Source organism: Rhizobium giardinii bv. giardinii H152 (assembly GCF_000379605.1).
In the GTDB taxonomy this organism is placed as follows: domain Bacteria; phylum Pseudomonadota; class Alphaproteobacteria; order Rhizobiales; family Rhizobiaceae; genus Pararhizobium; species Pararhizobium giardinii.
This window is the reverse complement of the sequence record NZ_KB902591.1, coordinates 35779-49797: the sequence shown is the minus strand read 5'-3', so window position 1 is coordinate 49797 and position 14019 is coordinate 35779. Positions and strand designations below refer to the sequence as shown.

General features: G+C 60.3%; 13 protein-coding genes. 4 read left to right on the top strand and 9 right to left on the bottom strand.

Annotated elements, in window-relative coordinates; all coding sequences use genetic code 11:
• Positions 1-458: 458 nt before the first annotated feature.
• On the top strand, positions 459-1253 hold the full coding sequence (locus A3AY_RS0107875; protein WP_018325136.1) for a ZIP family metal transporter: 795 nt from the start codon (positions 459-461) through the stop codon (positions 1251-1253).
• Between the two features lie 428 nt (positions 1254-1681).
• Here the strand turns inward: A3AY_RS0107875 and A3AY_RS0107870 are convergent, their stop codons facing one another.
• The 3 genes from A3AY_RS0107870 to tpiA form a co-directional block, all read right to left on the bottom strand.
• Complete coding sequence (locus A3AY_RS0107870; RefSeq protein ID WP_276325089.1) at positions 1682-3319, bottom strand: CTP synthase; 1638 nt, start codon at positions 3317-3319, stop codon at positions 1682-1684.
• 145 nt (positions 3320-3464) lie between these two features.
• Entirely contained in the window at positions 3465-3908 is a 444-nt protein-coding gene (gene secG, locus A3AY_RS0107860; RefSeq protein WP_018325133.1) for a preprotein translocase subunit SecG, read from the bottom strand.
• A 203-nt stretch (positions 3909-4111) separates the two neighbouring features.
• A complete protein-coding gene (gene tpiA, locus A3AY_RS0107855; RefSeq protein WP_018325132.1) occupies positions 4112-4882 on the bottom strand; it encodes a triose-phosphate isomerase in 771 nt (256 codons plus the stop codon).
• 160 nt (positions 4883-5042) lie between these two features.
• On the opposite strand from tpiA, the gene A3AY_RS34735 reads away from it, so the two are divergent.
• The 3 genes from A3AY_RS34735 (at position 5043) to A3AY_RS37000 (ending at position 6969) form a co-directional block, all read left to right on the top strand.
• Complete coding sequence (locus tag A3AY_RS34735) at positions 5043-5648, top strand: cytochrome b (RefSeq protein WP_040668338.1); 606 nt, start codon at positions 5043-5045, stop codon at positions 5646-5648.
• Positions 5645-6226, top strand: a complete 582-nt coding sequence (locus A3AY_RS0107845) for a YceI family protein (RefSeq protein ID WP_018325130.1) — start codon at positions 5645-5647, stop codon at positions 6224-6226. Before A3AY_RS34735 ends, A3AY_RS0107845 begins: the two co-directional genes overlap by 4 nt.
• A gap of 197 nt (positions 6227-6423) precedes the next feature.
• A complete protein-coding gene (locus A3AY_RS37000; RefSeq protein ID WP_018325129.1) occupies positions 6424-6969 on the top strand; it encodes an OmpA family protein in 546 nt (181 codons plus the stop codon).
• Positions 6970-7024: 55 nt separating this feature from the next.
• On the opposite strand, the gene A3AY_RS0107835 is transcribed toward A3AY_RS37000, so the two are convergent.
• The 6 genes from A3AY_RS0107835 to A3AY_RS0107810 all read right to left on the bottom strand — a co-directional run bounded on the left by A3AY_RS0107835 (position 7025) and on the right by A3AY_RS0107810 (position 13841).
• The gene (locus A3AY_RS0107835) at positions 7025-8491 is read right to left on the bottom strand and encodes an aspartate aminotransferase family protein (RefSeq protein ID WP_085995014.1); all 1467 of its coding nucleotides are present in this window, start codon (positions 8489-8491) and stop codon (positions 7025-7027) included.
• Between the two features lie 17 nt (positions 8492-8508).
• Positions 8509-9519, bottom strand: a complete 1011-nt coding sequence (locus tag A3AY_RS0107830) for an NAD-dependent epimerase/dehydratase family protein (RefSeq protein WP_018325127.1) — start codon at positions 9517-9519, stop codon at positions 8509-8511.
• Positions 9516-9971 (bottom strand): DMT family transporter, encoded by a 456-nt coding sequence (locus tag A3AY_RS34725; protein WP_018325126.1) that lies wholly within the window; start codon positions 9969-9971, stop codon positions 9516-9518. The genes A3AY_RS0107830 and A3AY_RS34725 overlap by 4 nt, the downstream gene beginning before the upstream one ends.
• 94 nt (positions 9972-10065) lie before the next feature.
• Positions 10066-11388: an FAD-binding oxidoreductase gene (locus A3AY_RS0107820; RefSeq protein ID WP_018325125.1), complete on the bottom strand. Its 1323-nt coding sequence runs from the start codon at positions 11386-11388 to the stop codon at positions 10066-10068.
• Entirely contained in the window at positions 11385-12827 is a 1443-nt protein-coding gene (locus tag A3AY_RS0107815; RefSeq protein WP_018325124.1) for a UbiA family prenyltransferase, read from the bottom strand. The genes A3AY_RS0107820 and A3AY_RS0107815 overlap by 4 nt, the downstream gene beginning before the upstream one ends.
• Positions 12828-12956: 129 nt before the next feature.
• Positions 12957-13841 (bottom strand): alpha/beta hydrolase, encoded by an 885-nt coding sequence (locus A3AY_RS0107810; RefSeq protein WP_018325123.1) that lies wholly within the window; start codon positions 13839-13841, stop codon positions 12957-12959.
• Positions 13842-14019 lie beyond the last annotated feature (178 nt).

Here is a 14019-nt window from a genome sequence, read left to right as displayed (position 1 = left end):
CCCGTGGAGCGCCAGCCCTGCCTCGCCGCCAACGTCTTGCGGTGTATCCGTGACAGGACGCCATGATCATGGCACGGGTTTTTGAGGCGGGGATCGGCGGGGAGGTTTTCTCGACGTCAGCGGCGTCTCCGACCGATGTCCGCGACAGAAATCCCCATGGTTCTCAGAGCCAGTATTTCTGTTTAAGATTTATGCGACACGCTCTTCCGCTTGGCACCAGCAGCGGAAGTTGTCCGTTCAGGCGCCGAACTCCCGGTGCTGGCCGTTGATCGCCTTCCGTGTAGCCGAAAGCGGACGGCTCAGATATATACTATCATCAAGCGGATCACCTATGGTCACGAGTTGATTTAACGAATCAGGCACTACGCGTGCTCATTAAACCTGCGTAACTCCCTTCAACAGCGACCATTCTGCTTCACAGACACAGAGATACTCCATCCCATGGGGGAAGAGTACTTATGTTCGGGGCGTGGCACATCGTCGAAGGCAACTTTGCCTTTTTATTGTTGGCCAGTGGGGCTGCCATTGCGTCGCCGGTAGGTGGTTGGCTGGGATCACACGGCAAGATCGGGACGCTATTTTTGTCGATCTCGGTAGGCATGGCTGCTGGCGTGCTATTGGGCACTTTTACCTTCGAAATGATACCCACGGCTGGAGCTGCCGCTGGTAAGATCCCAACCATCGCCGGTTTCGTTGTCGGCTTTCTGACAGTTTATATCTTCGACCTCTACATCAATCACGGATTCATCGCGGGGCACGAATCCGACGAATGGCACAAGCTTTCTCGCCTGCATCGTATCCAACGAGCCCGGGGATCCAAAGTTACCCTCCTTGCTGGCAGCACCGCAATTGAGGAACTGATCGAGGGGTTAAGCATCGGGGTCGGTCTCGCCGCTGATCCAAATCTAGGTGTCATGATCGGGGTAGCTATCATGCTGGACAACGTCGTCGAGGGGATGAGCATCGCTGAAATCATCCGGGCAGAAGAAGGGGAGAATGCCTCTCGATCGATATATGTGTGGACCTGCCTGATCGGCTTAGCCCTGTTCTCGTCTGCTATCGTCGGATGGACTTTTCTGAGCGACATAGCTCCGAGCATGCTGGGGGTTCTCTTGGCGTTCGGCGCAGGGGGTATGTTTTATCTCACAATCGCGGATCTTTTGCCCAGGTCAGCAAAGACGCAATACCAGCAGTCTGCCGCACTGGCCGTGGCCGCTGGGTTCTTGTTGATATTCGCGCTAACAAACCGATGAATGCGGGGAAAATATTGGAGGTTTACTCTTTGCGGACGGTCACGGCTTAGCTCTTGCGCGGGGTCGGATGCCCCGCACACTATTGTGTCGCCACCTAGAGCATATGAATGCCTGCCGCTCCGAGACGACCAAGTGCAAGCCAGTGAGCGATCGACTGCACGAACTGACTTGCGACGACGCCTGCCGCCCCTTCGGGCCGAAAGCAGATCAATCGTCTGCTTCAAAAAGTCCCGATAAAAACGGCCGTCCGCGATCGATTTTGCGAATCACAAATCGGTCTTTTGCAGCGACAGTCTCCCAAGATACCTCAAAAGAATATCCTGACGGAAAAACCCGCTCGCAACGGTCTGTTGCAAGCGGGCTCAACGGTAAACGGAGTTCCACACACGATCGGCGGCCGGCGCTATGACCGGCCCCTCCGCAAATCGTCAGACCAGCCGGCTCTGCTCGACGGCGGCTTCGATGAAGCTTGCAAACAGCGGGTGCGGGTCGAGCGGACGGCTCTTCAGTTCCGGATGGTACTGGACGCCGATGAACCACGGGTGATCCGGGTACTCGACGGTTTCCGGCAGGACGCCGTCCGGCGACATGCCCGAGAAGTCGAGGCCGCAGGCTTCCAAGCGTTCCTTGTAGTCGACATTCACTTCGTAGCGGTGGCGATGGCGCTCGGAAATCTCGGTCGAGCCGTAGATCTCGGCAATCTTGGTGCCCTTCTTGAGGCTTGCCTTGTAGGCACCGAGCCGCATCGTGCCGCCGAGGTCGCCGGAAGCGGCGCGCTTCTCGAGTGCGTTGCCCTTCACCCACTCCGTCATCAGGCCGACTACCGGTTCGCCGGTCGGACCGAATTCCGTCGAGGAGGCCTTTTCGATGCCGGCGAGATTGCGAGCCGCTTCGACGACCGCCATCTGCATGCCGAAGCAGATGCCGAAATAGGGCACCTTGCGTTCACGGGCGAAGCGTGCCGCCAGAATCTTGCCTTCCGAGCCGCGTTCGCCGAAACCGCCGGGCACGAGAATGCCGTGGACCTTTTCGAGATACGGCGCTGGGTCTTCCTGCTCGAAGACTTCCGATTCGATCCACTCGAGCTTGACCTTGATGCGGTTGGCAATGCCGCCGTGGTAGAGCGCCTCGATCAGCGATTTGTAGGCGTCCTTGAGGCCGGTGTACTTGCCGACGATGGCGATGGTCACCTCGCCTTCCGGCGTGCGGATGCGGTTGGCGACATCCAGCCAGTTTTCGATGCGCGGGGCCGGAGCCGGCTCGATGCCGAAGGCAGCAAGGACTTCGTTGTCGAGGCCTTCCTTGTGATAGGCGATCGGCACGTCGTAGATGCTCGCCACATCCAGCGCCTGGATGACGGCGGACGGACGAACGTTGCAGAACAGCGACAGCTTGCGACGCTCGGCTTCCGGGATTTCGCGATCGGCGCGCACGAGCAGGACATCAGGGTGAATGCCGAGCGCCTGCAGTTCCTTGACCGAATGCTGGGTCGGCTTGGTCTTCAGTTCGCCGGCCGCCGAGATATACGGCATCAGCGTCAGGTGGACATAGATCGCGGTGCCGCGCGGAAGATCGTTCTTCAGCTGGCGGATCGCCTCCATGAACGGCATCGCCTCGATATCGCCGACCGTGCCGCCGATTTCGCAGATGACGAAGTCATAGTCTTCATTGCCTTCGGTGACGAAGTTCTTGATCTCGTTGGTGACGTGCGGGATGACCTGGACGGTGGCGCCGAGGTAATCGCCGCGGCGTTCCTTGTCGATGATGTTCTTGTAGATCCGGCCGGTGGTGATGTTGTCGGTCTTGGTCGCCGAGCGGCCGGTAAAGCGCTCGTAGTGACCGAGATCGAGGTCCGTCTCCGCGCCGTCGTCGGTCACGAACACTTCGCCGTGCTGCGTCGGGCTCATGGTGCCCGGATCGACGTTGAGATAGGGGTCGAGTTTGCGAAGCCTGACCCGGTAGCCCCGGGCCTGCAGCAACGCTCCGAGAGCGGCTGCGGCAATCCCTTTTCCAAGGGAAGAAACCACGCCGCCAGTGATGAATACATATCGCGCCATGGGCTTCACCGGATACCGTTTCAAAAATGATTCCGCCACCGAAAAATTCATCTTCCAGAATTTTTCCGTTCAAAAGGCTTAAGGCGGCAGAATCCAAACAAAAGAAAACCGGCGGAAGACTGGCTTCCGCCGGCGGTTCAATCTTGCATCGGCCTTACTGGCCGGTCGGAACATCCGAGCTGGATGTGGCAGGCTTGGTCTCGGTCGTTGCCGGGGTCTGCGTCGCAGGGGTCTCGGTCGCCGGAGTCTGGGTGTTGGCGCCGGACTGCGCAGGGGTCTCGCCGGCCGGCGCGGTCGTGCCGCCGCCGAGCGAATCAAGCACGCCCTTGCCGTTGTTGGTCGTGCCGGGAATCCGGTCGAGAACGTCTGTCGCATCCGGCTGGTAGCGGGAGAGAATGCCCATGGCCAGAGCCAGAACGAAGAAGAGGGCAGCGAGGATCGCCGTGGTGCGGGTCAGCGCGTTGGCCGTGCCGCGCGCGGACATGAAGCCGGAACCGCCGCCAATGCCGAGACCGCCGCCTTCGGAACGCTGAATGAGCACGACGCCGATCAGCGCCAGCACAACCATGAGATAGATGACAAGCAATACGGTCTGCATTTTGTCCAGTCCTGCCTTGGATCATGCCTCGTCCGGCTTTGGCAAGCCGGAACCGAAGCGCAATCGGGTGATCGCCCGGCATGAGAGACGCACGGAACCCCAGGCAGGTTTCAGCGCCCGCAGCACGCGGGGAAAATTAGTGTTGGCGGCTGCATATACCAAGCCACCGCGCATTAAAAGCCCCTCCTCGCCTATCGACGAGTTCAGGCTGTCAATTCTTCGTACGCCCGGTAGATGGCGAGGAAATCGTCGGCTTTCAAGCTCGCCCCGCCGATCAAGGCGCCATCGACATTGGCAACGCCCATCAGTTCCCTGGCATTGCCCGGCTTGACCGATCCGCCATAGAGAATGCGCATCTTTGCTCCCGCCGCGCCAAAGCGGGCGACAAGCTCCGAACGCTGGAAGGCGTGCGCTTCCTCGACATCCCTTGCCGTCGGCGTCAGGCCGGTGCCGATCGCCCACACCGGCTCGTAGGCGATGACAGTGTTTTCGGCGGTGGCGCTGTCGGGAACGGAACCGGCGAGCTGGCGTTTCAGCACATCCAGGGTCTGGCCTGCCTTGCGCTCGTCACCAGTCTCGCCGATGCAGATGATGGCGACCAGACCGGCCGCGAAGGCTGCCTCGGCCTTTGCCCGAACCAGCGCGTCAGTCTCGGCATGGTCGGTGCGGCGCTCGGAATGGCCGACAATCACGTGGGTGCCGAAGCAATCGGCGATCATCTCGGCCGAGATATCGCCGGTATGGGCGCCGGAGACCTTTTCATGGCAATCCTGGGCGCCGATCAAAAGCGGGCTGTCGTCGCAGAGTGCGGTTGCAACATAGAGCAACGTCGCGGGCGGGCAGATCAGGGTCTCGACCTTTTCCGACAGCTCGCCCTTGACGCCTTCCGCCATCGCCTTGATCTGGTCGAGCGACGCCCGCAGACCATTCATCTTCCAGTTTCCGGCCACAAGCGGACGTATTTCGGGCGTCATGCGATCTCCTCACTGCAATAGTCGTTTCCCGGCAACGGCCCTAGCAAATATGCCGGGCAAAGGAAAGCGGTGCCGAGCAAGAGCGTGAGGGACTAAATGCTTGCCCGCGCGCGTCAAAGCAACAATGACTTGCAAAATGGATCTGCGATGGGAGGCCTTCATGCTACGCAACCGGCAAGATACTTTCGGATGGGGCACGATCGTCCTCCACTGGGCGATCGCCTTCCTCATCGTGGGTCTGATCATCCTGGGCTACGTCATGACCCGGCCGGATATCGACCCGGAACTGCAGTTCTCTCTCTATCAATGGCATAAATCCTTCGGCATGACGGCGCTTTCGCTGGCATTCATCCGCCTCATCTGGTGGCTCTCCAACATCCATCCGGACCCCGTTGCCAGCCTCTCAAGCCTCGAAAGGCGCGGCTCGTCGGTGACCCACGCGCTCCTGCTGGCATTGACTATCGCCGTTCCGTTGGCCGGCTGGGCGATCGCCTCGACCTCGACGCTCAATATCCCAACCCTGTTTTTCAACCGGTTGCTCATTCCGCATCTGCCGATGGAAAAGTCGGAGGCTGCCGAAACGTTCTGGAGCAACGCGCATGCCTGGCTCGCCTACGGCCTGGCCGGTCTCGTCGCCCTGCATGCGGGTGCTGCTCTCCTGCATCACTTCTGGCACCGGGACGTGGTTTTGAGGCGGATGCTTGGAATATTCCGGCGTGGTGCGGCGTCCAACGCCGATCAACAGCCGGAAGGAGGCGATCGATGAGACAAACTTACGGACCAAGCCTTGCCGCCTGGGCGCTGGTCCTTGCGGCGACAGGCGCCCAGGCACGTGCGCCCTCGCTCGACGACGCAGCCGGGCGATACGATATCGATGCATCATCACAGATCAACTTCTCGGTTGCGCAAACCGGCGGTGGCGGCATCTCGGGAAAATTCGGCAGGTTTTCCGGCACATTGCAGCTGGATGGCAAGGACATCCGCAAATCCAAGGTCGAATTCTCGCTCTTTCCCGAGACAGTGCAAACCGGCGAGCCGCGCATCGAGAAGTTTCTGCGCTCGTCGGCGATTTTCGACAGCGCCAACTATCCCGAAATCGTGTTCCGCTCGACAAAGATCACGCAAACCGGCGAGGACACGGCGGAGATCGAGGGCAAGCTGACGGCGAAGGGTACGACCAGAACCGAACAGTTCAGCGCGAAACTGACGAAATGGAGCCGCCGCGTCATCAGCTTTCATATTCAAGGGGACATCTATCGCGACCGCTACAACATGTCTGCCGGTTTGCCGATCTATTCCAACATCGTCGAGTTCAACATGACGGTGAATGGCCAGAAGCATTAGGATCAGCGGCTCTCGACGCCACGCCGTTCCCGCATTTGCAGGCTTGTTACTGTGGGAACAAGCCTGCCGACCTCTCCAATCCCATAATGCGCCGAAACTCCAGCATCCCTTGGGAATTGACGGTGTATAGATGGGCTCCTATCCTTCGAAAAACATTACTGGTTTACTGCATGGCCCGGCAAACACGGGGCGGATCGATGCACGGTAAGCTTTTCACGGCTCTGATGTTTTTCAGCATTCCTGCCGCTACGGCAACAGCCCAGGAGGTGCTGACGACCGCAACGCCGGATGTTCTTGTCCGCTCGCTCGATCCGATCCTGGCTCAGAAGGAGAAGACACGCGGGTTGAAGATCGTCGGCGCCAAGGAACTGGAGACGATCAACAGCTATGGCGACAAGCTCGCGGCAACGGTCAATCTCGCCGTCAACTTTCACTTCGGGTCCGCCGAGTTGACGCCGCAGGCGCAACAGCTTCTCGACAATGTCGGCAAAGCTCTGCAATCGAGCGAGCTCTCCGCCTACCGGTTCGTGATCGGCGGGCATACGGATGCGACCGGCACCGACGGCGACAATCTCCAGCTCAGCCGGGCACGCGCCGCCTCGGCGACGCAGTACCTGGTCTCGCGCTACAAGATCGCTCCGCAGCGGCTGGTCGTGCGCGCTTTCGGCGAAACCGCCCTGCTCTTTCCGGATAGCCCGCAGGACGGTCGCAACCGCCGGGTCGAGATTTCGACGCTCAAATGACAGCAGGCCCGGCGTTGCGAATGCCGGGCCTGCTGATTTGCGGATGGAAGAGAACTCAGTCGAACTGGCTGCCAATGAAATCCTTGACGATGCGGATAATGCCGCGGCCAAGCAGATCATCGAGCGCATCGACGAACTGGTCAACATGTTGGCGTTCGCAGATCAGCGGCGGCTCGAGCCGGATGACGTTGCGATTATATTCGGTGAAGGCGACGAGCGTGTCGTAGTCCTTCAAGAGCAGGGCGCCGATAAAGCCCGAGAGCGAGCCCTTCAGCTTGTCGTCAAGCACGCCGACGACCGGGCGCAGGACCATCGGCAGGGTCTGGCTGAAATCCTGGAATTCCAGGCCAACCATCAGGCCCTGGCCGCGGACATCCTTGATGATCTTCGGATATTTCGCCTTGAGAGTAGTCAGCCGCTCAAGCAGGTAGTCGCCCTGCACCGCTGCATTCTCGATCAAGTCCTCGTCATACATGATGTTGAGGCCTTCGATCGCGGTGATGCAGGCCTCGCCGATGCCGCCGAACGTGGCCTGGGCGTGGATCATCGCGGTATTCTTGGTGCCGTAGGCCTTCATGTAGACGTCGCGCCTGGCGATCATCGCGGCCATCGCCGACTTGCCGCCGCCGAGCGACTTGGCAAGCGCCGTCACGTCCGGAACGACGCCGGCATGTTCGAAGGCGAAGAATCGACCCGAGCGGCCCATGCCGCACTGGACTTCATCGGCGACCCAGATCACGCCGTGCTTGTCGCAAAGCGCACGAACCTCGCGCCAGAATTCCGGCGGCGCAGAAATGATGCCGCCGCCGCCCTGGATGGTTTCGAGCACCAGAACGCCGATCGTCGGATCGCGTTCGAACGCGTTGCGGATGGCATCGATATCGCCGAACGGCACCTTGACATTGTTGTCGAGCAGCTTGAACTCGCCGCGATACAGCGGGCCGTCGGTGATCGACAAGACACCCTTGGTCTTTCCGTGGAACGAGTTTTCGGCATAGACGATCCGCGGACGCTTCGGGCCGGCGGCCCGCTCGGCCACCTTCAGCGCCGCCTCCATAGCTTCCGAACCGGAGGAGCCGAGGAAGACCATATCGAGGTCGCCCGGGGCGATTGCCGCGAGATTCCTGGCGAGCGCCGACGCATATTGCGACATGAAGGCGATCGCGATCTCGTGACGGTTTTCGTCCTGGAATTTCTTGCGGGCCGAGAGGATGCGCGGATGATTGTGGCCGAAGGCGAGCGAGCCGAAGCCACCGAAGAAATCGAGGATCTTCCGGCCGTTCTGGTCGGTATAGTACATCCCCTCGGCGCTCTCGACCTTGACCTTGTTGAAGCCGAGCAGCTTCATGAAGTGAAGCTGGCCTGGGTTCAGGTGATCCTTGAAGAGCGTCGTCATGTCGGCAAGGCTCATCGCCTTGGCCTGTTCGACGGTGATCAGATCCGGCTTCCGGATGCCGCCGCCAAGAGCAGGGGCATCGAGGGCGGGTGCGTCGACGGTGACGCGGGCTGGCTTGTCGAGCATTGCGATGTTCCCCTCGTTCATTCTGCCGCTACGGCTGAAGCGTGTGCGAAGGCCTTGCCGGCCTTCTTGGTGCGATATTCGTCATAGGCTGCGATCAGCATGGCACCGTCATTGTACTGCGGCTTCCAGCCAAGCTCGCGCTTCAGCTTGCCGGTTTCGCGGATGCACATCTCGTCGGCGATCAGATACTGTTCAGGATCCATGATCGGCATGTTGATGAAATCGAACGCCGCGAGCGTCGCCTTGACCGCAAAAGCCGGTGTCGGCAGCAGGAACGACCTGGAGCCCGCATGGACGATCAGGTCGCCCAGCAGCTTGCGCACGGACGGCGGGTTGTCGGAGCCGAGATTGTAGGCCTCGTTCGGCACGCCGCCCTTCCAGGCAAGCCGGGCGGCCTCGGCGCAATCGAACACCGAGATGAACTGATACGGGTTCTTGCCCGAACCGATCATCGGCACCGGCAGGTTTGCGTCGATCAGCTTGAACAGCTTTTCCAGGATGCCGAGGCGGCCGGGGCCGATAATCAGGCGCGGGCGAAAAATCGAGATGTTCATGCCCTGCTTGCGCCATTGGGCGGCGAGCTGTTCGGTTGCCCATTTCGACTTACCATATTCACCGAGCGGGTTGGCCGGATGATTTTCCGTCTGCGGCGATTGCACGGTGTGGCCGTAGATCATGTCGGTGGTGAACTGCACCAGCCGGCTGGCGCCGGATTTCGCCGTCGCCTTCATGATGTTTTCGGCGCCGTAGTAATTCACCGGCCAGAAAAATTCCCAGCGCTTGGCACGCACCTGCAGCGGCGACAGCATCTTGGCTGCCATGTTGTAGACCATGTCATCCTGGCCGATCTCGACGTTCATGACATCATCCGGATCGGTCACGTCGCAGCGCACGAAACGGGCGCGGGCATAGTGCGGCAGGTCGGATTTGACGATATCGGCGACGACAACCTCCTCGCCGTCCTGCACGAGCCGTTCAGCCAGATGACGGCCGACGAAGCCGTCACCGCCGAAAATGATATGCTTCATGATGCGCTCCCGATTTTTGCTGTTGTTGCGCCCGCAGCGTCAAGCGACGGCTGGCTGTCGTGGGAAGACATGCCTGCCCCAGACATACCGGATTGGGCAATGAGGACGGTTCCGACACAGATGAACGCGATGCCGGCGATACGCCAGGCGTTCAGATCCTCGCGGAAGACGAAATAGGCAAAGACGGCCACTGCCACATAGGCGAGGCTGAGGAATGGATAGGCGAAGGAAAGTTCAACCTTCGACAGGACGTAGAGATGCGACGCCATCGAAATGACGAAGGTCGCAAGTCCGGCGAAGACCCAGGGGTTGAAAACCACCTGGAAGATGCGGGCAATGAAAGTATCGGCCGTGAAGCTCAAAGGACCAAGCGACAGCATGCCCTGTTTCAACATGAGCTGCGCGGCGGCATTGGTAAGCACGGTGAAGAGAATGAATATGATATACTTCATGTCGGTGTTCCCTGTTCCCGCCGCGATACCTACACGCAAGAGCCGTATATTTCGTGAAATTCCCGTGTTTATTTAATTCAAATTGTCGCTATTCTCATTTCGGCAAAGCCAAAGCGGTTCTCTTCCAGAAATTCGAGACCATGACCGGATCGCGCAGCGCTTCCAGTTTTCGCCACTGCGGGAAAGAAGAATCAAAGGTTTGCGGGCTCATGCGGGCATCCTTGTAGGGATTGATCGCACCGCCGGCCTCAATCACGATGGCATCGAGCCTGTCGAGGAGCTTAAGGGTCGGTTCACCCTGATTGGCGAAATCCAGCGTCAGCGTAAAACCGGGTCGCGGAAACGAAAAAAGCGCTGGCGACCGTTGCTCGCCGAACTTCTTCAAAACGGTGAGGAATGATGCATGGCCGGCCTGACGCGCCGCTTCCATCAACCGGGCCGTGATCTCCGGCGCATTGTCCGCCGGATAGACGCTCTGGTGCTGGTAGAGGCCTTTCGGTCCATAGAGCAGGTTCCATTGGCCGATGGCGTCCAGCGGGTGGAAATAGCCGGGCCACTTGACGGTGGTCACCGTCTCGCCGCGTTTTTCCTTGCGGAAGTAGACTTCGTTGAACGCCTTCAGCGTGAACCGGTTCAAGAGGTTGAACGGCGGTGAAAACGGAACCGAGAGTTTTGCGGAGCGCGGCATGTCGGGAAATTCGCAGGACGCATCGGCGTGGTCGCCGGCAAGCAGCACGCCCCTGCCCGCGCGTTTTCCCGTTGCCAGCTGGTCGATCCAGGCGACCGAATACTCATGCTCGGCATCCACCTGCTCGACCATGCCGAAATAGTCCTCCAGCCGGTCGAAGCGGATCGTGTGCTGCTGGATATGGGCGGACGGAACCTTCATCAGTTGCAGATCGACGGACAGGATCAGCCCGGTCAGCCCCATGCCGCCGATCGTGGCGTGAAACAGCTCGGGATTTTCCGTTGCCGAACACGTCAGCAATTCGCCGGTCGAGCGCAGCAGCGTCAGCCGCAGCACATGTTTGCCGAAGGTGCCGCGCGCGTGGTGATTCTTGCCGTGAACGTCGTTGGCAACCGCGCCGGCCACCGTCACCGCGGCGGTGCCTGGCGTCACCGGCAGGAAGAAGCGGTGCGGGATCGCCCGTTCGAGGATGGCATGAAGCGTGACGCCCGCGTCGCACGAGACAATGCCGGTCCCCGGATCGAAGCCGAGGATGCGGCTGCGCATGCGACCGTCGATCAAGGTGCCCTGGTCATTGTGGCAGCTGTCACCGTAGGAGCGGCCATTGCCGAAGGGCAGAAAGGCGCCGGGGGCCGCCTTGTCCCGCAGGTTTTCATAGGCGTCCGGCGAGATGCTTTGGCGGGGACGGCAGTCGATCCGCCCCCAGCTGTCGAATGCACCATCTGTCATTGCGAGCCCAGCGCACCGGCGAGAATAAGCATGGCGCCCAGCGCCATCGTCACAAGGCTGCGCCAGTCGCGCATGATGAACACGACCGGATCCTCGTGCAGCATGCGGCGGCGGGCGAGCATCCAGATACGCAAGAGCATATAGAGCACCAGCGGGCAGAGCGGCCACAATGCCCAGGGCAGCGTGTACATCTCCTGCATTTCCTTGCTGTGGATATAGAGCGCCAGCACCAGCGCGGCGGCAAAGGCCGAGGAAACGCCGGCCTGCCCGACCATTTCGAAATCAACGGCCACATAACCGCGCCCGGGAACCTGGTTGCCCTCGCGTCCATCATATTCGTCGAGCTCGACATAACGCTTCACCAGCGCCAGGCTAAGGAAGAAGAAGATCGAGAAGGACAGGAGCCAGAAGGATAGCACCGTGTCGGTGGCGGCGGAACCGGCAACGATACGAACCGTGTAAAGGCCCGCCAGCGTGAAGACGTCCACCAGCAGCTTGCGCTTGAGCACGAACGTGTAGGCGGTTGTCGCCACGGCGTAAAACCCAAGCACGAGCGCGAAATCATAGGGCAGCACAGCCGTCAGCGACAGAGATGCGAGGACAAGGCAAAGCGCCATCGTCAGCCCCATCGGCACCGACATCTGACCGCTTGCCAGCGGCCTGTTGCGCTTCTTCGGGTGGCGCCGGTCGTTGGCAAGATCGGAGAGATCGTTGATCACATAGACAGCGGAGGCAAGAAAACTGAAGGCAAAGAAGGCAAGGATCACATTGATCACCGCATTGAGATGCAGGATGTCGTGATTGAGCACCATCGGCACGCCGATCAGCACGTTCTTCGCCCACTGATGCACGCGGATCGATTTCAAGGCGGCGAGACGGCTCGTTTTGCCGATATCCAGCCGCTCGGCATCATGGGCACGGCGCCATCTCTCAGCCGCTGCATCCGGTGCCACGACGATCGCCTTGCGGGCCGCGTCGAACACCGGCACATCGTCGCGACTGTTGCCCATATAGTCGAACCCGCCTTCACCGAACTGTTCGACCAGTTTTTCGCGTTTACGACCGGCGGTGAGGTTGACCTCGGGCGAGCTGTGAAGAACGGAGGAAAAGACACCGGCATGGGCGGCAACCCCCAGGGCAACGCTTTTGGCCGCGCCGGTCACCAGGATGATCTGACGGCCGGTTTCACGCTCGCGCTCCAGGCGCATGAGCACGGCTTGGCGATACGGCCAATCGGCAGCCTGGCGCCCGGAGCGGGCGGCGATTTCGTGTTTCAGCCGGGCCTTGCCCTTGGCCATCCAATAAAGCACGGCAAAGAACATCAGCGGATTGCGCAGAAGAACGATCGCCACGCCCTCCCAGAGCGTGTCGGCGGCAAGCAACGTGCCGTCAAGATCGACGCACAGCGGAATATGCCGTGCTTCAGTGCGAGCATCCATAAGATAAAACCCCGAGAATACGTGCCGGCGACAGTCCCATGATCAGCTTTAAGAAAAGCAAACGGTGCACGCTTCACGAGTATCAATCTACTTCGGTGGTTAACGATTCTCGATATAATTACAGAGAATTCAATCGAGTCCGATCCAGTTCAGAGCATCGCGCCAATCCGTCATGCGAACCGGCGTACCGTGTGATCCGGTCTGGAACAGGACGAAACGGCTCGGATAGCCCGCCGCCTTCAGCGATCGATAGAGCGCGACCTGATCGGCTGCGGCGTAGACGCTGTCGGCGCTGCCGTGGCTGAAGAACAGCGGCAGCTTCGCCTTGTAGGCGGCACTGTTGCGGAAAGTCGGGTCCGTGGGGCCGCCCATGATCATCATGCCTTTGAGGGCGGCGACCGCCTGAGGATTGCGGGTCATGCCCCAGCAGATGAAACTCCCCATCGAGGCGCAGGCCAGCACCAGCGGTCGGCCAGGGGACTGACGCTGCGCATAGGCGATCAGTCCCGCTACATCGGCCACGCCTGCATCGTCGAAGGATCGAACGCTTGGCGCGTAATAGACGCCGCCGTTTTCGACGGCGAGGTTCTTCAGCCGGTTGAAATTGCCGCCGAAGGACCAGTCGTTGGCCCCGAGGCGCCGGTCGCCGCCACGGCCATGGATAAAGATCACCGCGAATGCCGCCCCCTGCCCGCGACCGACACGGGTGATGTCGAGCGGTCGCCCTGCGGCATCGATCGTCTCGTTGACCTGCTCGCTTTTCACGCCGAGCGATACATAGGCGCGTTTTGCCCGGCGTTCGGGGACCTGATCCCGGCCGTTGATGTCACGCATCTCCTGATAGTCGACGACGCGATAATCGCCGCCATCCGCCGTTTCGAGGACCGTGCCATAGGAAAACAGCTCATCCTTGAAGGGCTGCAGCTGTGCGGCCGCAGCTGGAAAAGACGAAGCGACCATTACGGCGCAGGCCAGAAGGCCACGAAAAATCAAATGAGCTGTGGACAGGTGCATTCGGGATGTTCCTCTTTTGGTCCAAGCCTTGCCATCTGGCCTTCCGCAACGCAACAGTTGGCGCTATTGAAGGCGCAATCGGTGTATTTGCGGGCATCCGGCTGAACAGCATGGCGTGTTGGTCGCTCTGACGCCAAGAGTCTGGCAGAATTCCGGCGATTCGCGCGAGACATTCATG

What these genes read in the sequence shown, in the direction of transcription:
- A3AY_RS0107810 (WP_018325123.1), bottom strand. Translation starts at nt 13,841, where the DNA reads ATGCACCTGTCCACAGCTCATTTGATTTTTCGTGGCCTTCTGGCCTGC.
- A3AY_RS0107845 (WP_018325130.1), top strand. Translation starts at nt 5,645, where the DNA reads ATGAGACAAACTTACGGACCAAGCCTTGCCGCCTGGGCGCTGGTCCTT.
- A3AY_RS0107875 (WP_018325136.1), top strand. Translation starts at nt 459, where the DNA reads ATGTTCGGGGCGTGGCACATCGTCGAAGGCAACTTTGCCTTTTTATTG.
- tpiA (WP_018325132.1), bottom strand. Translation starts at nt 4,882, where the DNA reads ATGACGCCCGAAATACGTCCGCTTGTGGCCGGAAACTGGAAGATGAAT.
- A3AY_RS37000 (WP_018325129.1), top strand. Translation starts at nt 6,424, where the DNA reads ATGCACGGTAAGCTTTTCACGGCTCTGATGTTTTTCAGCATTCCTGCC.
- A3AY_RS0107835 (WP_085995014.1), bottom strand. Translation starts at nt 8,491, where the DNA reads ATGCTCGACAAGCCAGCCCGCGTCACCGTCGACGCACCCGCCCTCGAT.
- A3AY_RS34725 (WP_018325126.1), bottom strand. Translation starts at nt 9,971, where the DNA reads ATGAAGTATATCATATTCATTCTCTTCACCGTGCTTACCAATGCCGCC.
- A3AY_RS0107815 (WP_018325124.1), bottom strand. Translation starts at nt 12,827, where the DNA reads ATGGATGCTCGCACTGAAGCACGGCATATTCCGCTGTGCGTCGATCTT.
- A3AY_RS0107830 (WP_018325127.1), bottom strand. Translation starts at nt 9,519, where the DNA reads ATGAAGCATATCATTTTCGGCGGTGACGGCTTCGTCGGCCGTCATCTG.
- A3AY_RS34735 (WP_040668338.1), top strand. Translation starts at nt 5,043, where the DNA reads ATGCTACGCAACCGGCAAGATACTTTCGGATGGGGCACGATCGTCCTC.
- secG (WP_018325133.1), bottom strand. Translation starts at nt 3,908, where the DNA reads ATGCAGACCGTATTGCTTGTCATCTATCTCATGGTTGTGCTGGCGCTG.
- A3AY_RS0107820 (WP_018325125.1), bottom strand. Translation starts at nt 11,388, where the DNA reads ATGACAGATGGTGCATTCGACAGCTGGGGGCGGATCGACTGCCGTCCC.